The following is a 22095-nucleotide window of genomic DNA, read 5'->3' on the forward strand; positions in this document are numbered from 1 at the left end:
CAAGTCTAATTTTGATATTCGCTTGATACAGCCTTCACCTAAAATAATTGGCACGCCATATCACAGATACCATGAAGCAACAGCTCGGTGGGCAGTGCCCACCCTACGGGCTACTATGCTTAGTAATCGAGGTAAGGGCTGTATTCATTGGTTCTGATATTCATTGCGTTAAAGAATTGCGAATGAAAAATTCGGCGTTTTTGTCTGTAATGAGAAAAATTAATAATAGAACTTGATCAGTAATTTAATTGACGGTTTCATCAGTTTTTGAATGGATTCAGAACCGGATCTTGAACAGCCTGCATCGTTTCTAAATTTCATAAACGAATGTTCTAGACTGGCTAGGGAGCGTCTGGGATCAAATTCTTGCGAAAAATGGGTATGTTGCTTGTTGAGCAGCTCTCCAGAAACTTCAGCGATTTGATGGCATCTTAATTTTGCTTGCGTCTTGATCTCGCTGGATCTGACTCCTACTCACTGCTTGTTGTCCTTACCATGCATGTCTTGCGGAACTTAGGTGGCTGCTCCTTCGTGGGGGCAGGTGTTGGGGGCTGTTTAATTGCGGGAATTGCGGGTTTTTTGACGATCGGGAGCCTGGGTGCTGACTCGGGGGCGGTTTGGGCCCAGTCGATCGCCCCGGCGGCCGACGGCACGGGCACGGTGGTGACTCCCCAGGGCGATCGCCTCGATATCAGCGGTGGCAGTCGATCGAGCGATGGGGCTAACCTGTTCCACAGCTTTGAGCGGTTTAATCTCAACACCCAGGAAATTGCGAATTTCCTGGCCACGCCGGACTTGCGCAACATTCTGGGGCGTGTGGTGGGGGGCGATCCATCGCGAATTGATGGACTCATTCAGGTCAGCGGTGGCAACCCCAATCTGTTTTTGGTGAATCCGGCGGGTTTGGTGTTTGGGCCCAATGCTCGGCTGAATGTGCCCGCTTCCTTCACGGCCACCACGGCCACGGGTGTGAGCTTTGGTGAGTCTGGGGAATTTTGGTTCCAGGCGACGGGAGCCAATCAATACGCGAATTTGTTGGGCGATCCAACGGGGCTGGCGTTTGCCCTGTCGCAACCGGCGGGAATTTTGAACCGGGCGGCCCTGGCTGTGCCAACGGGCCAAAGCTTGAGTTTGGTGGGGGGCACGGTGTTGAGCGTGGGAACCCTGTCGGCTCCGGGGGGGCGGCTGATGGTGGCGGCGGTTCCGGGCGATCGCTTTGTGCGGTTCACGCCGGAAGGGTCGGTGCTGGCGTTGGATTTGCCGATCGGGGGGCGGCCCGGTGCGGATTTGGCATTGGGCCCGATCGCCCCGCGAACCATTCCGGAACTGCTGGCGGGGCAACCGGTCACGGCCAATGCCTTGACGGTGCGACCCGATGGCACGGTTTCGATCGGCCATTCTGAGGGCCCCTTGACGGCGGGTGATGTGGCGGTGCAGTCAGCCACGGCCGGAACGGCCACCCTGTCGGCGGCCCATAACTTGCTGCTGCTGTCTAGTCAGCTCAGCACCACGGGCGATTTACATTTACTGGCGGGACAAGCGGCGATCGGGCGTGACAATCCCACGAATCCTTTGCGGTTGAGCGCCGGGGGACAGTTGACCCTCTGGGGCGATCGACAGGTGGATCTATACGGCTTGCACCACCCCGACAGCAGCATCATCAGTGATCGCAATCTTTTTTTAGTGAGTTCAGGGGCGATCGCCGGGAATTTGCCCCTGCGCACGGGTGGTCAATTGTTTGTGACGCAACCGACGGGCGATCGGGTGCTGTTTCGCACGGTCTTTGAACCGATCTTCAGCGATCGCGATGGTCAAACCACCCTTGCCTTCGGCTCCACACCCGCCCGCAGCAACCGCGCTCCCTTCATTTCCTCGCCCGTGGTTGCTACCACCACCACCAGACCCACTACGCCCTCACCCAGCAGCACCAGTTCCAGCAGCAGCACCAGCACTGGCTCCACAACCCTACGCCCTGTCGTTCCTTTGAACCCCACGGGCACGGGAACAACGGGCACGAGCACAGGGACAACGGGCACAATCAACCCCGGATCCATTACCCTGATTCCCGGCACAACCAACGATCCCCCCAGTACCAATCCAACCCTGAGCAGTTCAGTGTCGCTGATTCCGGTGGCTCCCATGCAAACTGTCTCCAATTCCAGCACCACCAACACCACCGTTAGCGGCCTGAACACTTCCTTTAGCTTGATCCCGATCGCCCCTGTGGACTCAACCACAACCAATTCCACCAATTCAGAGGATGAGGACGATCGATCTGCTTTCTTGCCTGTGAAGCCGATCGTGGTGAACAACAATTCCAACACCGCTAATACCGGGAACACTGGCCCTTCATTCACGGTGGCTACGGTCAACATCAACCTTGACGGAGCAAACTTTGGTGGCTTATTGACACCAACCAATCAAGGAATCCATTTCTCTACCGGCAAGGCACCCATTTCGGCCCCTTGGGCTGCCAATGTGGATGGGTTAGTGCAGTCCACCTTGGCCAACACCACTGAACAACCGGTGAGCGTGGGGGGGAGTAGCCCAGTGGCGGGAACTGCCAATGCTGGGAATACGAACCTGATTGGCAATAACCTAAGCGCGGCCATTAGTTCCGATTCGATCGTGCAGCGGGCGAATCTGGCCTCTGCTGCCTTTGCGGCGAACCCGGCATCGGTGAACGGCGTTACTGGAAATGCGGCCCCTGTGACCGGTGCAGTTCCCACATCCACGAATTTGTCGATCGCGCCTTCTTCCGGCCAGTCTCCCAATGCAGCGCCTTTGGTTCCACCCTCGGGGGTGACGGATGCGGCCAACAGCTCGATGGTGGGAACCTTGGCAACGGGGCTACCGGTGAGTAGTAACCCCTTACCCAACAGTGGTGCAATTGGAGAGGGTGGCTCGAACCTGGCCCATTCGGCCGGCGTGGTGAATTCCCAAACCAACCAGGCGATTAACCAAACGGCTTTGCTGGGGTCTCGATCGCCCGGTTTGGAGAGCACAAATTCCTCGGGAATCCCTGCCAACGGCCCAGTAACCGATCCAGGGCAAGTGTTGAATCTGCAAGCCTTGCGGGCCGAAACCCTGCAAGCAGCCCTTTGCGACAACACCGTTTGGTTAGATTGCCAACGCAAAGACCTTGAGCGGGCCCGCAGCAGTGGCGATCGCAAGGCGATCGTGGTGGCCTTGCAGCGGTTGGGCCGGGCCCACTACCAAGCGGGTGAATATGGCGATGCGATTTTGGCCCATCGCGAAAGTCGTGATTTGGCAACGGATCAGCCCCTCTTGGCCGCGATCGCGGAAAGTGACCTGGGCAGTAGTTATGGGGCTTTGGGTCAATATCCAGAGGCGATCGCCCATTATGAGCAGGCCTTGGCCCTGTTGCGATCGAACCCTGCGCCCACGTTGGAGAGCAATATCCTGAATAACTTGGGCCTGATGGCGACCAATCAACAAAACCTGGAGCAAGCCCGCGCCTATTTTGCACAGTCCTTGGCGATCGCCCAGCAGCATCAGGATCTGAGCAACCAAGCCCGCGCCCTCACCCAAATCGGCCTGCTGGATTACCAAGCCACGCGCTACGAGGCGGCCGTGAAAGCCCATCAGGCCAGTTTGGCCCTGGCGGAACAGGCGAACGATCAACCGGCGATCGCCCGCACCCTCGATAATTTGGGCTTGGCCTACTATGCCCAAGGGGACTATGGAACCGCGGCCACGGTTCAACAAAAGGCCCTGGCCCTGTCGCAGGCCTTGGGCGATCGCCACGGTACGGCGCGGGCCCTGTCTAACCTGGGAGATACATACTATCGACTCCAAGACTTTGACGCGGCCACGGATTATCTGCAACGGGCGATCGCCTCTTGGGAACAGGTGCGCGAAAACCTGACCAGCGATGGGGCCCGGCTGGCGATTTTTGAAACCCAAGAAACCACCTACAGCACCTTGCAAACGGTGTTGATTGCGGCCCAAAAACCGGAACAAGCCCTGCTGGCCAATGAACGGGGTCGGGCCCAAGCCCTCTTGAAACTGTTGGCGGAAGAAAGCCAATGGGGCGATCGATCCGCCGCGCGATCGGCCCCAACTCCCAATCCATCGGAATTGACGGACTCGATCGACCTAGGGCAAATCCAGCGGGTGGCCCGCGAGCAGTCCGCCACGCTGATTTCCTACGCGATCGAGCGGGATACCCGAGACCACGAGGGCCAACGCCAACTCCTCGACTTAGCCATCAATATTTGGGTGGTGCAACCTTCGGGACAGGTGCATTTTCGCCAAGTGCCCTTGCCCAACAGCCAAACCCTACGCGATCAAATTCCCCTGTTGCGGTTGTTTTTGGGAACACGCACCGCCAGCCGATCGGCCCAGGCCACGGCGAACGGCAACCGGCGATCGATCACCCCCGGTTTGCGCCAGCTCCATCGCCTGTTGATTGAGCCGATCGCCGAATGGTTACCCACCCAACCGGGCGATCGATTGATTGTGATGCCCCAGCAGGATCTGTTCCTGGTGCCCTTTTCTGCCCTGCAAGATGATCAAGGCCGATATCTCATCGAGCGCCACAGTTTGGCTATGGCTCCTTCAATTCAAGTGCTTGATCGCACCCAACGCCAGGCCCAGCGCCTGCGTCAGGGAGGAACAGCCCTGACCGATCGCCCCTTGATCGTGGGTAATCCAACCATGCCGCGTCTACCCAGCAGCCGAACCAACACCCGATCGCAATTGGCCCCGCTGCCCAATGCGGAAATCGAAGCCCAATCGATCGCCCACATGTTGAACGCTCGTCCCCTGTTGGGATCCCAAGCCACCAAAGCCGCCGTCCTCGGGCAAATGGAGCAAGCCAGCCTGATCCACTTGGCCACCCATGGAATTCTGGATGCGAAACATGGCCTAGACAGCGCGATCGCCCTGGCCCCCAGCAACAGCCCAGGGGATGATGGTTGGCTGACCGCCCGAGAACTGCTGAACCTGGACTTGAAGGCGCAGTTAGTCGTTCTCAGCGCCTGCAACACTGGCCAGGGGGCAATTTCCGGTGATGGGATTGTGGGCCTATCCCGATCGCTCCTGGCGGCCGGAACCCCCAGCGCGATCGTTACCCAATGGGCCGTGCCCGACGCACCCACCGCCTTCCTGATGACCCAGTTCTATCAATTCCTGGGGCAAGGAATGGACAAGGCGGCGGCCCTGCGCCAAGCCACCCTAAGAACCATTCAGGAATATCCCGACCCGATCGACTGGGCCGCCTTCACCCTGATTGGCGACACCCGATAGTTCAGTCTCCAATAGACTCCTGCCCAAAAGGTGAGCATTGATGAATTCCCATCTCACCAGCGCCGAAAGTTGGAGAAACGATGCTATACTGCACCGAGTCGGTTCTAGCGGGGAGCAGCCGCTAGAGGTAACGGGGAAAGTTCGGTGTAAATCCGGCACTGTCCCGCAGCTGTGAAGGAGAAGCGTTTCTCCGAGTCAGAATGCCCGCCGATTCAATCCTACAAAGCACCACACATCTGCGAGGTACAGATGAACCTACAGCATTTTGCGGACGACCCCCAGAAAATTGGGTCGTCAAATTCTTACGGCGCAACATTTCAGCTCAGCACCTTGACCGTGCCTGCTTGTCCGGCAAACTTCTAAGTCCAGGCGGGCGTGGATCCTAATTCCCTCAAAGAGCTGATCGCTAGGGCAATTCAGTTTCTACCCAATGGCAAAGGCCAACCACGATGACCGGGGACTGACTATCAGGTTGCCCGATCGGTGGCTGCAATTTGGAATTTCTCCAGATTATGAGAAACCCGATCGCCCCGTCAAAATTAGCGGGACTTGGTGTCAGCGGGACTAAAAAGACCGACAAACTCAACCTTCGAACTCAACCTTCGTCGCTCTCACCAGTGACAAACTCCAGCACAGGGGCACAACCGCCAATCTTGCGAACCTAGCCCCCAAAGCGAGACTTAGGCAACCTCAGAGTAATGCCCACACTCGCTGCATCTTGGCTGGATTAGGTCTGTTTGTCGCCCAGGACTTGGTTTCAACATTCATTCCTTGACATCGCGCGGACTTGCCTAGCCGATCGGCAGGTGCTCTGTTCAATCGAGTACCCCTCAATGGCGGTGTCATCGTCACTCAACATTTCACAAAATTTCACAAAATTTCAGGAGCCTCGATTCCCATGGTTATTCAAACCGCCACCTTGGGCTATGCCCGCATGGGTAAAAATCGTGAAGTCAAAAAGGCCCTAGAGTCTTTTTGGCATGGTAAGTGTGAGATCAGCGCCTTGCGATCGGTCGTAGAAGCCGTGGAAACCCACGCTTGGACAACCCAGTTAAAGGCTGGGGTCGATCGAATTGCCGTCGGAGACCAAACTCTTTACGACCACGTTCTAGATTGGTCGGTGCGCCTGGGGTTAATTCCCGCTCGGTTTCGGCAGTTCACAGGCATTGATCAGTACTTTGCTATGGCCAGGGGCAAAGACGGGATTCCTGCCCTCGAAATGACGAAATGGTTTGATACCAACTATCACTATCTCGTGCCCGAAATTGAGTCTGATCTTGCTCCCGCGGCCAATTTCGATGATTTTCTGGCAACGGTCAAGCGAGCACAGCTCATTCTCCGCGATCGGGCGACTCCCGTGATCCTCAGTCCGGTCACGCTGCTCACCCTCAGTCGGCGCTCCAACGATCTCTACTCAGATTTGGATCGGTTGCTGCCTCTCTACCTTGACCTGCTGGGGCAGTTGAAATCTCTGGGAATCACCGAGGTGCAATTCCATGAGCCAGCCTTGGTGACCAGTCATGCCGGCGATTTAGAAACTGCCATTAAACATACCTACCATCAGCTAGCAACTGCGGGGCTGCCGATGCAACTGGTGACCTACTTTGATGATCTGGGGGATGCCTATAGCTGGGTGATGCAGCTCCCGGTAGCTGGAGTGAGCCTCGATTTCACGCGAGGCAACAATCTGTCTTTAGTGAAAGCCCATGGCATTCCTCACGACAAAGTGCTTGGGGCCGGTGTTGTGGACGGGCGGAGTGTTTGGGCAATTGAACCCAAGGGACTGCTGGAACTGCTTCAGGAATTGCAGGCAATCACACCAAATTTGCGCGTTCAGCCCTCCGCGTCGCTCCAGTTCGTTCCCCATGATGCAACCTGCGAAACTCAACTCCCCCAACCCTTGCGCGATGTCCTCAGCTTTGCGGAGCAAAAGTTAACGGAAGTGGTGTTGCTGGCCAAGGGCCTCAACGGACAAGACATTGCCCATGAGCAAGCGGCGATCGAGTTGCGTTGGCAGGCATTCAAGCGCTTTAACTTGCCCAATCCGGTGGTGCGCGATGTGTTGCAAACCCTAAAAGTAGAGGATTTTCAGCGCTCCCTTCCCTATGAACAACGACTGAATCGGCAACCCAAACTCCCCCCCTTGCCCACCACCACGATCGGTTCTTTTCCTCAAACCCAAGACATCCGACAACTGCGGCTCCGATACAAAAAGGGAGAAATTTCCCAAACAGACTATCACCAGGCGATCGATATCAAGATTGCAGAGTGCATCAAGCGCCAAGAGGAAGTTGGGCTAGATGTGCTAGTCCACGGTGAATTTGAGCGGACTGACATGGTGGAGTATTTTGGACAGCAACTCCAGGGTTTTGCCTTCACAACGGATGGATGGGTGCAGAGTTATGGCAGTCGTTGTGTGCGCCCACCCATCATTTATGGTGATGTGTCCCGCTTGCAACCCATGACCGTTCGGGAGTTTCGAGTTGCACAATCGTTGACAAACAAGCCAGTGAAGGGAATGCTCACTGGCCCGGTCACAATGATCAATTGGTCATTTCCCCGAGCTGACCTCCCGCGCCGTGAACAGGCCATGCAGATTGCGCTGGCTTTGCGCGATGAGGTTGCCGATTTGGAAGCCGCCGGAGCTGCCATGGTGCAAGTGGATGAACCGGCTCTCCGGGAAGGGTTGCCCTTGAAATCTGCCCGGTGGAATGATTACCTCAGTTGGGCTGTGGATTCGTTCCGATTAGCCACCGGTGGCGCGAAGGCTGAAACCCAGATTCACACGCACATGTGCTATTCCGAGTTTGGAGACATTATTGAGCACATTGAGCGTCTAGATGCTGATGTTCTATCCATTGAAAATAGCCGCAGCAACAACGCAACGCTCTTTGAGATTACGGATGCTGGATATCAGTATCAAGTTGGGAACGGGGTCTATGATGTCCACAGCCCAAGCGTTCCTAGTGTGGAGCAAATTCTCCAACAGTTGCGCACTGGTGCTGATCTTTTGCCTGTTCAGCAAACCTGGATTAATCCTGACTGCGGATTAAAAACTCGCCAGTGGGAAGAAGTGCTTCCTGCGCTCAAAAATATGGTGCTCGCCACGCAAAAGCTACGGGAAGAAATTCATGATTCATCCCACTAGTTCAAGGTTGCCTGACCTGACTGTTGAGTCACCTACTTTTATTCAGGAAAACTTCCTGTATATCGGCTATGTTGCATGGCAGGGCTACCTCAAACATGGACGAGGAATCGTGGCTTGTGTGGCGAAAGAAACGGTGACTACTCGCTTGGGCTGGATTGAGAATGTAACAGCAAGGTCTGTGCAATATATTCCGTTTGACCTTGCTGCTTTATACCTTGACCTCTGCCTTGTGCCTGTTAGTTCAATTGATCGCCTGTTGAACACGGTCAAAACCTATGTGCCCGATCGAGAAATTTTGATTTTGGTCAAGCACGGTCAAGAGGTTGAGATTGACTGGCTGCAAAACCTAGCAATTGCGCCTTCTGAGTGTTATCGCCAAGTTTGCGATCGCTGGTCAGAGTTTAATTTGGCTTCTTAACTCGATAGGAGCTGAATTAACACCAAAAATTTCAAGGTTGATGATTGATTCGGCCTATCAGCTCGATGAATGAGCTAGTTCATTGTGTCCTCTTTCATTTATGAATAAACAGTCAATTTTGGCATTGGCAGACCATCCCACCGTGGCAGTGACAGGGCGAGTGGATCATTGGCTACATGATCCTGCGGGACGATTGCCCGTGAGCTGCACGGTTCTGGCTGTGCAGGATCGAATGGATGGCCCGGATGGCATCGAAGATAGTTGGCATTTCACGAGCCAGGCCCTCCGCTATGGGGCCGGTGTCGCGATCAACTTGTCAGCGCTGCGGCCCGCTGGTACGGTTTCGCCGAATGTCACGGCCTCTGGCCCCACATCTTTTGCTCGCATTTACAGTGTTCTGAATGAGACGATCCGCCGGGGCGGCCGATTTAAAAACGGAGCGGTCAATTTGCATCTGGATAGTCATCACCCCGATGCTCAGGACTTTATTAATATTCCAATTGATCGCCTGCCTTGGGCTAAACGCACGCTAATTGTCCATGATGATTTGCTGCAATTGCCATACCTGAATGACATCATGGAGCAAATGCAATCCGGCAGTTTGTGGCTCTCTAAAGCTCGGACTGACGCTGCGGGAAATTTGCTGTATGGCAATGTTTGCAATGAAATCTTCTTGCCGTCACGGGGAACCTGTTTGCTACAGCATGTCAACTTGGGAATGTGCTGCATTGAGGATATTCCTGATGCTTTCGAGCATGGTATGAAGATGCTCTGTGCAATTCACCCTGTGACTGGTGTGGGTGAGAGCGGCCTTTATCGATCGCCCGAACACGATCGACAGGTGGGGTTGGGGGTAATCGGCTTGGCATCGCTTTTGGCGATCGAAGGGATTACTTATCGTGAGTTAGTTGAAGCTTGGGAATTGCGCCTGCGGCCGATCGATTACACCAAAAATCAAACCAAGGCCGATCGATTAGTGGGCAGTCTGATTGAAGGGTTCGATCGTGCTGCGGCTTGGGCCCGAAAAAAGGGAATGGAGCGCAGTCTAACAATTGCGCCAACGGCTTCCTGTGCTTATCGCTATGTTGATCGCGACGGCTACACAACAACACCGGAAATTAGCCCCCCGATCGCCTGTGAAGTCGATCGCTACAGTGGCGTTTTTGGGATTCAAACCTATGATCATCATCCCCGAGTAGAAATTGCTTCAGAAGTGGGGTATGAGGACTATTTCCGATTGGCCAATTGTTGGCAGCAAAGTATGGAAGCGACGGGACAGGCTCACTCGATCTCCTTTAATGTTTGGGATACCCAGGTGATTGATCAAGCTTTCCTAGAACGATGGATGCGATCGGCACTCTGGACAACCTACTATCGATTACCAGTCCGTCAGCAGGTTGCCCTTGATAAAACCATCATTCAACAGAAACAGGTCACTTGCGATCTGGCGGCTGACGAATGTGTTGCTTGTGCTGAATAGAAAGGACCTCTGATGGACTTTTACACTGAACAATTAGCTCGTAAGCGCTCTTGGACACCCACTTGTGGCGAAAAATGAATACAGTGCCGGGGGCGGATCAAGTTTTGGGGCGGGCCCTGGCTCTGCGCATTCTTGAATTAGAAGTGGCGGAATGGCTAGACGATGCTTTGGGTAAAACGACACTTCCAGCAACAGCAGTTGAATGTCTGCGCTCTAATATTCTGGACGAGGAACGGCACGACAAAGTATTAGGCATGGCCGCTCAAATCTATCAATTAACGACAGATAGAGATGAAGAAACAGCCAAGCAAATTCACCAGCAATGGATTAATCATCCTGATCACCCGCTGGTTAAGGCCTTTGTATTAGAAAATTCTGTTTTCTTTGTGATTTTGCCCTTGCTTCGGATGTTTGGTGGTGTGGGTTTAGGAATCATCTCGGGCGATATTTCTGGTGATGAGTCTGTCCATGCGGCTGTGCATCGCCAAATAGCTCATGATCTGGGATTGACCTACAGCAGTTCCTTAGACCGTCTCAGAAGAGATACCGTTGGTTGGCTTGTTGATGGCTTGCGGATTCCTGAAGCAGGACGCTCTGGGAAGCCTCAACGTTGGTTGGATGCATCAGATAGCTTGCTCTATCAAGGTGCTTCTGATTTGGTGGAAACCCGCCGCGCGATTCAGCCTGCATTTTTTGAAATTGCTAACGATGCCCTGCCAAGTTATCGATAGCTGGTCAGGCAGCGGCTTGGATTCTATCACTGACAATCGTATTTTTCAACTTTTTCGACCATGGTTTTTGATTTGAAGTTGTGACGAATTGGAGTTTTTGTATGGCGACATCTTCTTCTGATTGGCAGGAGTCCTTTGTTGCCACAAATTTAATTGCTCTGGGATATAACGCTTGGAGTAATTATCTGGCGGGAGGACGAGGTGCAGTTATTTGTAGCTTGAATTCACCGCAACTCAATATTACAGGAGAAACATTTCGCACCCATTATGTTGTGAGACCACGGCTCGCAGCATTTTTAAATGCTTGGCTAGCCTTTCCTGACATGGTTATTTTGAATCATCACCATATCAATGGTCACATCTTGCAAGCCGTTGACAGCTATAACCCCGAAACCGATCTGGTTTTGTTGCTGGAATCTGGCGCTCAAGCCGCTTTTTTGTACTTACGCGCTTTGCCCATTTCGCCTCCTAAAAGTTATCAAGTAGTTTGCCGAATTCAAGATGAATTTCGTCTTGAACAACCGAATGCTGCTGAGGTGGGGCAATCTGGAATCGGTCTGAATTTCTAGTGAAACTGGCTGCGGTCTGTCGGCTTCTGGGGCGATCGCCCTGCCCGATCGCCCCAACAGCAATATTCTGAACTGTGCGTTGCTCCTGGATGTTTTATGCGTCTGTCCCGAGCCTTGTTCGTCACCCTTCGTGAAGACCCCGCCGAAGCCGTTGTCACCAGTGATCTTTACATGAATCTCTGTCCTTAGGTTTCGCAAGGCTCAACCTAACCTACTGACTATTGGATTATCGCACTACTATTTTTGATAGGATTATGAGTCAAGAATGACTTGAATTTGAGATTTCAATTCAGGAATTTCTTGATCAACAACTCTCCAAACAATTCTTAGATCAACTCTAAAGTATTCATGAACCAGTAGATTTCGGAAGTCAACAATATCACGCCAAGCAATATTCGGGTATTGATTATAGGTTTCCCTGCTGATCGCTCTTGCCGCTTCGCCAATAATCTGTAGCTGAAGTAGGATCCAGCCTTGAATTAATTCATTTTCAAAAAACTCTTTCTCACCTCTTTGGGCATATTTTTCTATTTTTTGAATAGCCTCTTGGATATCTTTGATTCGCTCAAGGTCATTTCTCATAAGGGGCAGGCTTCTTGTAAAACCTCTTGACGAATTCGATCTTTCAAACCGGCAGGAGTCACCACATCAACTTTAATGGCGAGTAAGTCTTCTAAATCTCGAATCAACCCCACCGGAAACCAAGGACTAATGCGACTGAGATCGTAATCCACCAATAGATCCAGATCGCTATGGTGATCAGCCTGCCCACGGGCAACGGAGCCAAAAATGCGGACATTGTAGGCTCCGTGTTGAGCCGCAATTTCTTTGATGCGCGCTCTGAGCACTGGGGTTAAGTCGTTGAGTGTCATCGGCTGTCATTTTTTTATTCCGATCGTAATGGATCGGCTTGCCAAGCGTCAGGCTCACCCCATTACCCGCGCGATCGCCCTGTTCGATCGCCCCAACTGCGATATTCTGGACTGTGCATTGCTCCTGGCTGTTTTATGCGTCTGTCCCAAGCCCTGTTCGTCACCCTTCGTGAAGACCCCGCCGAAGCCGTTGTCACCAGCCACAAGCTGTTGCTGCGCGCGGGCTACATCCGCCAAATCGGTAGCGGGATTTATGCCTATTTGCCTCTGATGTGGCGCGTGCTGCAAAAGGTGTCGCAGATTGTGCGCGAGGAAATGGACGCGACGGGCGCGCAGGAATGCCTGCTGCCGCAATTGCAACCAGCGGAACTGTGGCAGGAGTCCGGCCGCTGGGATGTGTACAAAGCAGAAGGAATCGCCTTTACCCTGAGCGATCGCCACGATCGGGAGCTGATGCTGGGGCCCACCCACGAGGAAGTGATCACCACCGTGGCCAAGGAACTGATTCGTTCCTATCGCCAACTGCCGGTGAATTTGTATCAAATTCAAACCAAATTCCGCGATGAAATTCGCCCGCGCTTTGGCCTGCTGCGGGGTCGCGAATTCATTATGAAGGATGCCTATTCTTTCCACACCTCGCCCGAAAGCCTGAAAGCAACCTACGACGCGATGGATCAGGCCTATCGGAATATGCTGCGCCGCTGTGGCCTGAAGTTCCGGCCGGTACAGGCCGATTCCGGGGCGATCGGGGGCAGCGCCTCCCAGGAATTTATGATCCTGGCGGACACGGGCGAAGACGAAATCCTGTTCACGGAAGATGAGCAGTACGCCGCCAACGTGGAAAAAGCTGTGTCGCAGCCGGTGGATACGGTTCCCTCGCCCTTTACGAGTTTTGAAACCCTGGAAACGCCAGACACCACCACGATCGCCCGCTTGTGCGAGGTGCTGAAGTGCGACCCGACCCAGGTGGTGAAAAACGTGCTCTATGAAGCCGTGCTGGATAACGGCAAGCGGGTGCTGGTGCTGGTGAGCATTCGGGGCGATCGGGACGTGAACGAGGTGAAGCTGTTCAACGCAATCACCCAGCGGGCCCCGAACTACGGCGGCACGAAGGTGCTGGCCCTGAAAGTGCCCGATGCGGATGCCCAAGCCGCCTGGGCCGCCAAGCCCTTGCCCCTGGGCTACATCGCACCGGACTTGAGCGACGACCACATCGCCCAGGCCAAGGACACGGCTCCCCAATTCCTGCGGTTAGTCGATCCAAACGCCAGCCAGCTTCAGAACTTCGTAACCGGCGCGAATCAACCGGGTTATCACGTGGTGGGGGCAAACTGGGGCGCTCAATACAAACTGCCGGAAGTGGTGGAGCTGGATTTGGCACGGCCGGGCGATCGGGCGGTGCATGACCCCTCGCAAATCCTGCAATCGGCCCGGGGCATCGAAGCCGGTCACATTTTCCAACTGGGGTTGAAATATTCCCAGGCCATGGGCGCGGCCTTCACGACGGAATCCGGCGAGAGCCAGCCCTTTTGGATGGGCTGCTATGGCGTGGGGGTGTCGCGGATTGCCCAGGCGGCGGTGGAACAGTCCCACGACAAAAACGGCGTGATTTGGCCCGTCGCAATCGCCCCGTACCAAGCGATCGTCACCGTGCCGAACATCGCCGACGAGAACCAAATGGCGATCGCCCAGCAGCTCTACAGCGACCTAAACGCCGCCGGGATTGAAACGATCCTGGACGATCGCGAAGAACGGGCCGGCGTGAAGTTCAAGGATGCGGACTTGATCGGAATTCCGTTCCGAGTGGTGACGGGCCGGGCGATCGCCCAAGGCAAGGTGGAGCTAGTGACCCGCGCCACGGGCACGGCCGAAGAAGTGGCGATCGCCGAGTTGGTCAGCACGTTGCAAACCAAAATCACCGAAGCCTTGCAGGCATAGCGATCGCTAGGGCAACTCGGTCAATTGCAAGCGGGTCGGTAGATTGGCGGGCGCGATGTAAACGGTGGATTTTTCCACCTTCGATCGCGCCTCAATCAACAAATCCTGAGCCACCAATCGATTCAGATAGCTGCGGGCCGTATTTTCACTAATGCCAAATTCCGTAGCCGTTTGCTTGGCGGTAAATTCCCGACCGGGCTGCTTGAAAGCTGCTTTTAAAATTTCCAAATGACCGCGTTTCAGGGTCTTGGCGATCGGGCTGCGATCGATCCAGCTCATGAATTCATAAAATTCTCGTTGCTTGCGTTCCAGATAGTCATGCAAGGCTTGGATTGCTTTGATGATCGTTTCCGTTTGGTTATAAAGAAAATAGGTCAAATCAAAGTCGTCGGTTTCCGTATAGATAAATGCTTTGTCATAGTCGCCGCGCTTGGCTTGAATAAATTTGCTAATGGAAACATATTCAAAAATGTCATAGCCTGACCTCAGCACACTCCAATAAAACAGCGCGCGAGCGGTACGGCCATTTCCATCACCGAAGGGGTGAATATAAGCCAACATAAAGTGCAACATGATCGCCTTAATCATAGGATGAATAAAGCTGTTGAGGTTGTTCACGCCATGATCACGATTAGCAAAGATACAAAGCTCCTCTAATCGGTCAGGAATCGTTTGCCAGTCGGGCGGATGAAAGACATTATTTTGATATTGATCAGTAATAAAAATCTGATCATCTGTTCTAAATTGCCCAGGAACTGCCTGGTTTTCGATAGCACGGTCAGTGGCAATGAAATGTAGCTCCTGAATGAAGTCAATTGACAATGGTTCATTCCTTCTTTCAAAAACTTTCTTCATCAACAAATAATTATTGAGAATCATTTGTTGAGATTTATCTTTAGGAGCCAATTCTTTTTCGAGCATCTCCTTGGCAGCGGCGCGGGTGGTCGAAGCACCTTCTAATTGCGATGAAGTGATCGCTTCTTCTTGGATCAGGCTTTTGACAAGATAACTATGTTTTTCAGTAGGATGAACACTCACATTAGCATTGCCGACTTTGGCATTAATCCCAGTCATACAGTCGATCGTATGCAGTCGCGCTAGTAGCGAATTAGGCATACAAAACTGAAAGCAAGAATCATCTTCAGCCGCCAAGATCGGAATTTCATCACTGTTCACCCTTCTAGACCATTTGGTTGCTAGCCAAGCGGCTTGTGCATCGTCACCGGGCTGAACGCGCCACTGAAAGTCATTCCAATGCAGATAGCGGCCTTGTTCATCAATCACGCCATAGCGCGACAGCAGTGGCGACCATTGCTCGAAGGGAATAGCTGCGCTGAGTTGCTCAAAGGTTCGTGGTGTCCTGATTCTGCCCATTGCTCGACTCGTTGACCGCAAAAAATAATTTTTGAGTTTTAAACATAGTCACAAGGTAGCAAGGTCTTTAGATTTGAGGTCTAAAGCGCTAGTCTTGCCCTAATTAGGATAGTTTGAGTGTTGCTGTCCGTCTGTAAACTCATTTTATGATTTTTGCGTTTTGATTGTGGGTCGATCGCCGAGTTGGTCAGCACGCTACAAACCAAAATCGCCGAAGCCCTGTGACGATCGCTCGAACTCAACCACGGAGCATGACACGGTTGGCCTGAAACGAGACTTAGGCACAACGCCTTGAGGCTGGGGAGAATGTCAACAAGTACCTACGGGGACTGGGGCGGTTGATTCAGACCGCATCGGAGTAGTTCGATGCGGAGACCTTGGAATTCGGGTGGCAGAGAATTGGTTTGCTGCCATTGATTTAAGACCGCAGCATTCGATCGACCAAAGGTGGCGATCCGAGCAAAATCCTCCGGCGTGGGTAGTTGGGCTAAGCGCTCCTCGCCCAAGTCGCCAACTAAAATGACCCGCTCAATGACCATGGCTTTCTGTTGATGAGCTTGGTAGCGATCGCGGTAGGCTGCGGTTGTGAGTTGCCACTGGTTGGGGGCGCAAAAGGCACGATCGACCACGATTGCCACTCGCTCGGGGGGAAAAATCCAGGCGATCGCCCCACCCACTAAACCAAAGCTGCCGATTCCTACTGCGAGCGTTCTCAAAAATGCCCAGTCGATCGATTTCATGTGACTTGTTCTTCCATTCAGTCGAGGGAACCGACCTATTGATCAAGATTTGACCCGATCAATCCTGATTACTGACACCACTAGAGATTGGTTTCAAAGAGGCCTTTGAGAAGGTCACGAACCGTTTTGGGATCGCCCGTTTGCACACTGGATTCCCGCAGGGCCGCGATCGCTTCTAATTGGTTTTTATCCACCTCGCCATAGGCGATCGGATAAACCCGAATGCCACTCTGAGCAATGATGCTTTTGACATCCGGCAACTTAAAGCCCGCGTTCGAGTCACCATCGCTCAACACAATCACGTAAAAACGACCATTGGGATCGGTTTTCTTTTTGGCGACCAACTCATTCAAAGCCACCATTAAGCCGTCATACATGGCTGTGCCACCATCGGCTCTCAGGCTTTCAATGGCTGCTAAGAATTTTTGATGTTGCAGGCGATCGAATGGTGCCAAGGCCAGCCGCCGCACCACCTGATCGCTAAAGGTGACCAGCCCCACTTGGTTACCCGAATTAATTTGGGTTGTGGCGGCTTTTAGCCCCTCTTGCACTGCTTTCAGGGGTTCACCATCCATGGAGCCGCTCGTATCAACCACGGTCATCAAATAGACCGTTTTGCCTACGTCTTTGCCCCGCTTCCATTGGGCTTGAATCGCTTTCAAAATTTTGCCTGAAGGATTGACTGGGGGAAATTTACCCGCCTTGGTATAGTCCGTTTCCACAAAGCCTGTGTCTGTGGCCAGCTTCTGCATTTCGGGCGATCGCGCAAACTCGGCGAAGGCCTGGAGTGCTGCTTTTTGGTCAGGTGTTGTCCAAGCGAAGCTCACCAAGGGATTGGTGTGGGGTAGGCCGAGGGGCACAAATTTGGTTTGCTCAAACCCCGGCATTTTTTGGATGGTTTGATAATTTTGATATTCCAGCGGAAAAGCTTGCAGGGTCGATTTATCCCGCAAGAAAATATCCTGCAGTTCCGGTGAAGTGTTGGTGGCAATCAGCACTTGTTTTTGAAACTGCTCAAAGACCGAGGCTACCTGTTGAGATTGAATATCTTGCTCGGTTAGCAGACCACCTGATTGCTCACGACCTGCTGCCCGCCAAAACAGCGCATACATCAAGTTCAAAGCGACTGAACTTCGATAGGGATTGGGATAACCGATCGTGATTTTGCCAGCGGCGATCGCATTCAAAATACTGTCAAAGGTGACCGGGCCAGTAGCGGCTAACTGTTGATAAATCTCGCCCCGCAACACAAAACCGATCGAGTTGGGCAAGAGCCGATCGGCAACGGGTTCAAAGGCCACGCCGCTTTCTTGCAACAGCGCCAACCATAGATTGTTAGAAGGTGAATAGGCCGCCGGTTTGGCTTGGCCCGCTGCCAGTAGTCGCATCCCCGCCCCGGAGTCAATGCGGCGGACTCCCACGCGCACGGGCTTGCCCCCGATCGCCACATTTTTTTGATTAAATGCCTCTGCCACATCCACCAGCCAACGGCTATCGGTGCGCTCGGCATTGGATTTTTCCGTGGAGCCAAAAATCTCCACGTAGGTTTCAGAGTTGCCCGTGGGCTTGGCTGCAAAAACTGGAAAGTCTGCCAAATCCGGCAGCGGATCAGCAATGCCTTCGATCGAGTAACGAGCTGCCGCCGCGTCGCTTACCAATTCGTCTTGGACTGTGATTTTGGGCAGCACTTGACTGCTTAGGATATTCACAGCATCGTCAAAGCTTTTGGCCTCAGAAATGCCACCGCCTAAACAGGCTGTCAAAACCGTGATACAAGCACTAATCGCAAAAACAATTGACCATAATTGTCGCTTGGGTAGTCGGCGGTGTTTAAACAGCATAGGCCGGCCTCAAAACTCCTAAAATTGATATCCCAATGAATGGCAATTGGTCAAAAACTGGCTGCGAGCCTGTCGGTTTCAAGTGTCTTTGAAGAATCAGGATCCTGCTTGGTGAAGATTCCATGGGCAAGCTGATCTGAACTTGGCACGGGAGCCGCTGGGCTGGTTAACGATCGAATTTCACGCACAAATTTCACGCACAAATCTCGCACAGCACAACATCACGACGGGGATTGTCGTTGGAGTGTTGCTCGATTGTCTTCAACAATCAGACTCAAACGGGCCGGCAGGGACGATCGCCCTTCTTGGGTGGCGATCGCTCCGAGTACCAAGCTATCCCGTAATTCAGTCATGGCGGTGCAGGCTGCTTTTAAGCGGCCGATCGCCTCCTGCTGCTGACTGCGCGCCCGATCGCGATAGGCGGCCGTCTGCACCGTTTCGATCGCCGCCGTGGCTTTCATGGCCTGCTCGGCTAACCCCAGCCCCGTCACGATCGCCTCGTATAAATCTGGCACTAAGGACGAATCCCGCTGGGCAATGTCCGCCGCTGCCACTCGCAGCGATTGCATGTCCTGAACCACTGTTGCCCAAAGGCGCTGGGCCGTAGCCGACTGACCGCCTAAGGATTCCAGAGCTGCAAGCTGGTGATCTAGCCCCGCCGCATCCAGCAAATCCTCACTGGCTTTCGGGATCGGCAGCCGCCGCACTTCCAGCACCCACCAACCCAGCATGATCAGCGTAGCGATCGAACCACCGAGCCACACCACCGGCCGCAACCCCAGCCACCACAACAAACCCGCCCAACCGCCTGCGGTCAGGCCAATCACCCCATAGGTTTGGGGGAGCGATCGCAGGGTGGGTCGAGACGGGTGAGCCAGCAACGGATTGGGAGCGATCGGCATAAGCAGCAAGGGGATTGCGAGGATCGCAGGACTTTCTACCCAGGCTAACCGATCCAGATTGTGTTGGGGTTAACTGCGCGATCGCCCCCTGTACTTACGATTAGCCCACCGCTTCCGGGCGGCGATCGTACATTTTTTGGTAATAGGTTTGGTAATCGGCCGAGAGCAGCGGTTCCCACCAACTGCGATTCGTCAAATACCAAGTGACCGTGCGCCGCAAGCCCTCTTCGACGGTGACGGAGGGTTCCCAGCCCAGCTCGGTGCGGATTTTTTCGGCATTGATCGCGTAGCGGCGATCGTGGCCGGGGCGATCGGTCACGAAGGTAATCAGGCTGCTGCTGGGCTGTTGAGGCAGGTGCCAGCCATGCTGCGGGGCCAGCTCATCCATCAGCTCGCACAGCAACTTCACCAAGTCCAGGTTCCGCACCTCGTTGTTGCCGCCAATGTTGTAGGCTTCGCCCGGTTGGCCCTTGTGGATTGCCGCATCGATCCCGCCGCAGTGATCTTCCACATAGAGCCAATCACGGATGTTTTGCCCATCGCCGTAGACCGGCAGCGGCTTGCCCAGCAGGATGTTGATGCACATCAGCGGGATCAGCTTTTCCGGGAAATGGTAGGGGCCGTAATTGTTGGAGCAGTTGGTGATGATCGTCGGCATCCCGTAGGTGTGGAAGTAGGCGCGGGCCAGGTGGTCGCTGCCGGCCTTGGAGGCGGAATAGGGGCTGTTGGGCGCGTAGGGCGTGGTTTCGCTGAAGGCGGGATCGTCTTCGCCCAGGGAGCCGTAGACCTCATCGGTTGACACATGCAGGAACCGCCAATCGGCCGGTTTGCCCGCCGCCAGCCAATGTTGGCGGAAGGCTTCTAGCAGGGTGAAAGTGCCGACCACGTTGGTTTGCACAAATGCACCGGGGCCGAGAATGGAGCGATCGACGTGGGATTCGGCGGCGAAGTGGGCGATCGTGTCGATTTGCTCTTCGCTCAGGAGCCGATCGATCAGAATACGATCAGTGATGTCGCCTTGGACAAACCGCAGGTGATCGGCTGCTTCGAGATCGGCCAAGGTGGCCCGGTTGCCCGCGTAGGTCAGGGCATCGAGCACCACCACCCGATCGCCCGGATAGCGATCGCACCAGTGGCGAACAAAGTTGGAACCAATGAAGCCCGCACCACCCGTGATGATGATGCGGCGAGGGGAACGGGCGATCGAGTCAGTCATGGTGGGTGAATTTCGATCAGGGATCGCATGTCGAGATCAACAAACAAAACCTACCAGACCCCAGCCCCATCCCTAAGCGCCGGTTCCCCGCATGGCGGGCAGGTCAATTTCCTTGAGGCAGGTGGCCCGCGACAGGGACAGCACACAATCCATAATCATCAGCAAGTCCGACAGGGGAATCGCCGCGCCCCCATCAAGTTGCGCCGCCGCCAAGTCGGCCAAGACTTCCGGCGTGCCCACATTGCCCGGATTGATGATGGTGGCGGCGATTTGTTGCGATCGCAGCTCTTCGCGCAGGGCATGCACCACGCCCCGCAGCCCAAACTTGGAAGCGCTGTTGGCCACTTCGCGCCCCGGGAAGTTGTCGCGACCCGACAGCGCCCCCATCAAGACAATTTTGGGATTGGGCGATCGCCGCAGGGCCGGCAACAAGCGCTGAATCAGCCGAATCGGAGCCAACAGATTCACCGCGATCACCCGCTCCAAGTCCGCATCGCTACAGGTTTCAAAGGCGTAGCGACTGGTGAAGGCATCGGTTTCCCAAGTGCCGCCCATGTACAGCAGGGCATCCAGGCGATCGGCTCCGATCGCCTCCGTCACAGCAGCAATCCCCTCGGAGGTTGCTAAGTCCGCCGCTACCCATTCCCCCACCGGGGCCGGGGTACGGGAAACGCTCACCAGGCGATCGGCTCGGGCTTGGAGATGTTCGGCCACGGCTAAACCAATACCGCGACTGGCCCCCGCCACCAAAAGGGTTTGAAATGCCCGATCAGCCATCAAACTCCCTCCGTGGTTTGTAGCGTTCGGCGCAGTCCAGTCAACCCTGGAAATACTTGGTTGAGAAAACCTTGGAAATAGTCCGCATGAAATGTTTGATAGGGCTTAAATCCCAAGGATTCGTAGGTGCGCTGCGCTACGACATTGCCATTGATGATCATGATGCCAGCATGGGAATACTGGCGATCGCGCCCTAGATCGATCAGGAATTGGACTAAGAATTTCCCAGCGCCTCGACCACGAGCTTGGGGCGCAACGGCAACACTTTCAATCGTCCAAGGCGCAAAGGGTTTCAGGAATGGAGGCTGATAGTCACCACCCCAAAATTCTGCATAGTTTTGGCGAAATTGTTCCACCATCGGCGCTGTCCAATGCAAGTGCTGAGCAATTTGATCCAAGCGCGATCGATTAACTGGGCAATAGTCAGCAACGGAGCTTTCGTAACCTGCAGCAGCGGCGATCGGTTCTCCCCGTTCTTCCAAAATCCAAAAGGTTTGAATACTTCCCCAATAACATCCATCCGCTCGTAAGATCGCCTCCAAAAAGGCAATTGTCGGAGTGTCTAGTCCCACCAAGAAGTCACCCCAAAAGCAGTGGTTCAGAGGCGGCAAGGCTGCTTCGTACATCATCCGTGCAAGGAAAGGAATATCCCTTGATTCCGCAGCACGGATCGTCCAGTCCTTTGTGGCGAGAGGGCTTTGGGATACCAGCATTGACATGGATATGAGATGTTGTCTTTAGCATACGTACAGTCTGTATGTTTAAAAATGACAGCAATCCACTACCCTTGTCAAGAGACAAGCTGTATGTATGTCAAA

Annotated in this window: 16 protein-coding genes and 1 riboswitch; of the genes, 7 read left to right on the forward strand and 9 right to left on the reverse strand. The window is 54.0% G+C overall.

What is annotated here, in order from left to right; genetic code table 11:
- Positions 1-495 precede the first annotated feature (495 nt).
- From ACZA91_RS17960 to ACZA91_RS17985, 6 genes are all read left to right on the forward strand, one after another.
- Positions 496-5271, forward strand: coding sequence for a CHAT domain-containing protein (locus ACZA91_RS17960; protein ID WP_463183831.1), 4776 nt, complete (start codon positions 496-498; stop codon positions 5269-5271).
- A gap of 82 nt (positions 5272-5353) precedes the next feature.
- Positions 5354-5497: riboswitch (cobalamin riboswitch) on the forward strand.
- A gap of 672 nt (positions 5498-6169) precedes the next feature.
- Complete coding sequence (gene metE / locus ACZA91_RS17965; RefSeq protein ID WP_463183833.1) at positions 6170-8419, forward strand: 5-methyltetrahydropteroyltriglutamate--homocysteine S-methyltransferase; 2250 nt, start codon at positions 6170-6172, stop codon at positions 8417-8419.
- Complete coding sequence (locus ACZA91_RS17970) at positions 8403-8837, forward strand: hypothetical protein (protein WP_463183835.1); 435 nt, start codon at positions 8403-8405, stop codon at positions 8835-8837. Before metE ends, ACZA91_RS17970 begins: the two co-directional genes overlap by 17 nt.
- A gap of 100 nt (positions 8838-8937) precedes the next feature.
- Positions 8938-10317, forward strand: coding sequence for a glycyl radical enzyme family protein (locus tag ACZA91_RS17975; RefSeq protein ID WP_463183837.1), 1380 nt, complete (start codon positions 8938-8940; stop codon positions 10315-10317).
- A gap of 74 nt (positions 10318-10391) precedes the next feature.
- Complete coding sequence (locus ACZA91_RS17980) at positions 10392-11048, forward strand: ferritin-like domain-containing protein (protein WP_463183839.1); 657 nt, start codon at positions 10392-10394, stop codon at positions 11046-11048.
- 101 nt (positions 11049-11149) lie between these two features.
- Positions 11150-11617: a hypothetical protein gene (locus tag ACZA91_RS17985; RefSeq protein ID WP_099532006.1), complete on the forward strand. Its 468-nt coding sequence runs from the start codon at positions 11150-11152 to the stop codon at positions 11615-11617.
- Between the two features lie 252 nt (positions 11618-11869).
- Here ACZA91_RS17985 and ACZA91_RS17990 read toward each other — a convergent pair whose 3' ends face one another.
- Together ACZA91_RS17990 and ACZA91_RS17995 are read right to left on the reverse strand one after the other, a co-directional pair.
- A complete protein-coding gene (locus ACZA91_RS17990; RefSeq protein ID WP_099532005.1) occupies positions 11870-12199 on the reverse strand; it encodes a HepT-like ribonuclease domain-containing protein in 330 nt (109 codons plus the stop codon).
- Positions 12196-12489 (reverse strand): nucleotidyltransferase family protein, encoded by a 294-nt coding sequence (locus ACZA91_RS17995; RefSeq protein ID WP_099532004.1) that lies wholly within the window; start codon positions 12487-12489, stop codon positions 12196-12198. Before ACZA91_RS17995 ends, ACZA91_RS17990 begins: the two co-directional genes overlap by 4 nt.
- Before the next feature lie 135 nt (positions 12490-12624).
- Between ACZA91_RS17995 and ACZA91_RS18000 the strand changes: the two genes are divergently transcribed.
- The gene (locus ACZA91_RS18000) at positions 12625-14427 is read left to right on the forward strand and encodes a proline--tRNA ligase (protein ID WP_463183844.1); all 1803 of its coding nucleotides are present in this window, start codon (positions 12625-12627) and stop codon (positions 14425-14427) included.
- Positions 14428-14433: 6 nt separating this feature from the next.
- On the opposite strand, the gene ACZA91_RS18005 is transcribed toward ACZA91_RS18000, so the two are convergent.
- From ACZA91_RS18005 to ACZA91_RS18035, 7 genes are all read right to left on the reverse strand, one after another.
- The gene (locus ACZA91_RS18005) at positions 14434-15822 is read right to left on the reverse strand and encodes a Fic family protein (protein WP_463183846.1); all 1389 of its coding nucleotides are present in this window, start codon (positions 15820-15822) and stop codon (positions 14434-14436) included.
- Between the two features lie 299 nt (positions 15823-16121).
- Positions 16122-16541, reverse strand: a complete 420-nt coding sequence (locus tag ACZA91_RS18010) for a hypothetical protein (RefSeq protein ID WP_463183847.1) — start codon at positions 16539-16541, stop codon at positions 16122-16124.
- Positions 16542-16621: 80 nt separating this feature from the next.
- The gene (locus ACZA91_RS18015; RefSeq protein WP_463183849.1) at positions 16622-18304 is read right to left on the reverse strand and encodes a VWA domain-containing protein; all 1683 of its coding nucleotides are present in this window, start codon (positions 18302-18304) and stop codon (positions 16622-16624) included.
- 299 nt (positions 18305-18603) lie between these two features.
- Positions 18604-19284: a hypothetical protein gene (locus ACZA91_RS18020; protein WP_463183851.1), complete on the reverse strand. Its 681-nt coding sequence runs from the start codon at positions 19282-19284 to the stop codon at positions 18604-18606.
- A gap of 100 nt (positions 19285-19384) precedes the next feature.
- Positions 19385-20500 (reverse strand): dTDP-glucose 4,6-dehydratase, encoded by a 1116-nt coding sequence (gene rfbB, locus ACZA91_RS18025; RefSeq protein ID WP_463183852.1) that lies wholly within the window; start codon positions 20498-20500, stop codon positions 19385-19387.
- Positions 20501-20572: 72 nt separating this feature from the next.
- Positions 20573-21277 (reverse strand): SDR family NAD(P)-dependent oxidoreductase, encoded by a 705-nt coding sequence (locus ACZA91_RS18030; RefSeq protein WP_463183854.1) that lies wholly within the window; start codon positions 21275-21277, stop codon positions 20573-20575.
- On the reverse strand, positions 21277-21990 hold the full coding sequence (locus ACZA91_RS18035) for a GNAT family N-acetyltransferase (RefSeq protein ID WP_190530120.1): 714 nt from the start codon (positions 21988-21990) through the stop codon (positions 21277-21279). Before ACZA91_RS18035 ends, ACZA91_RS18030 begins: the two co-directional genes overlap by 1 nt.
- Positions 21991-22095: the final 105 nt, after the last annotated feature.

The organism is Limnothrix sp. CMB-01 (genome assembly GCF_055193175.1).

What these genes read in the sequence shown, in the direction of transcription:
- ACZA91_RS17980 (WP_463183839.1), top strand. Translation starts at nt 10,392, where the DNA reads ATGAATACAGTGCCGGGGGCGGATCAAGTTTTGGGGCGGGCCCTGGCT.
- rfbB (WP_463183852.1), bottom strand. Translation starts at nt 20,500, where the DNA reads ATGACTGACTCGATCGCCCGTTCCCCTCGCCGCATCATCATCACGGGT.
- ACZA91_RS18000 (WP_463183844.1), top strand. Translation starts at nt 12,625, where the DNA reads ATGCGTCTGTCCCAAGCCCTGTTCGTCACCCTTCGTGAAGACCCCGCC.
- ACZA91_RS18030 (WP_463183854.1), bottom strand. Translation starts at nt 21,277, where the DNA reads ATGGCTGATCGGGCATTTCAAACCCTTTTGGTGGCGGGGGCCAGTCGC.
- ACZA91_RS18020 (WP_463183851.1), bottom strand. Translation starts at nt 19,284, where the DNA reads ATGCCGATCGCTCCCAATCCGTTGCTGGCTCACCCGTCTCGACCCACC.
- metE (WP_463183833.1), top strand. Translation starts at nt 6,170, where the DNA reads ATGGTTATTCAAACCGCCACCTTGGGCTATGCCCGCATGGGTAAAAAT.
- ACZA91_RS17985 (WP_099532006.1), top strand. Translation starts at nt 11,150, where the DNA reads ATGGCGACATCTTCTTCTGATTGGCAGGAGTCCTTTGTTGCCACAAAT.
- ACZA91_RS17975 (WP_463183837.1), top strand. Translation starts at nt 8,938, where the DNA reads ATGAATAAACAGTCAATTTTGGCATTGGCAGACCATCCCACCGTGGCA.
- ACZA91_RS17990 (WP_099532005.1), bottom strand. Translation starts at nt 12,199, where the DNA reads ATGAGAAATGACCTTGAGCGAATCAAAGATATCCAAGAGGCTATTCAA.
- ACZA91_RS17960 (WP_463183831.1), top strand. Translation starts at nt 496, where the DNA reads ATGCATGTCTTGCGGAACTTAGGTGGCTGCTCCTTCGTGGGGGCAGGT.
- ACZA91_RS18010 (WP_463183847.1), bottom strand. Translation starts at nt 16,541, where the DNA reads ATGAAATCGATCGACTGGGCATTTTTGAGAACGCTCGCAGTAGGAATC.
- ACZA91_RS18035 (WP_190530120.1), bottom strand. Translation starts at nt 21,990, where the DNA reads ATGCTGGTATCCCAAAGCCCTCTCGCCACAAAGGACTGGACGATCCGT.
- ACZA91_RS17970 (WP_463183835.1), top strand. Translation starts at nt 8,403, where the DNA reads ATGATTCATCCCACTAGTTCAAGGTTGCCTGACCTGACTGTTGAGTCA.
- ACZA91_RS17995 (WP_099532004.1), bottom strand. Translation starts at nt 12,489, where the DNA reads ATGACACTCAACGACTTAACCCCAGTGCTCAGAGCGCGCATCAAAGAA.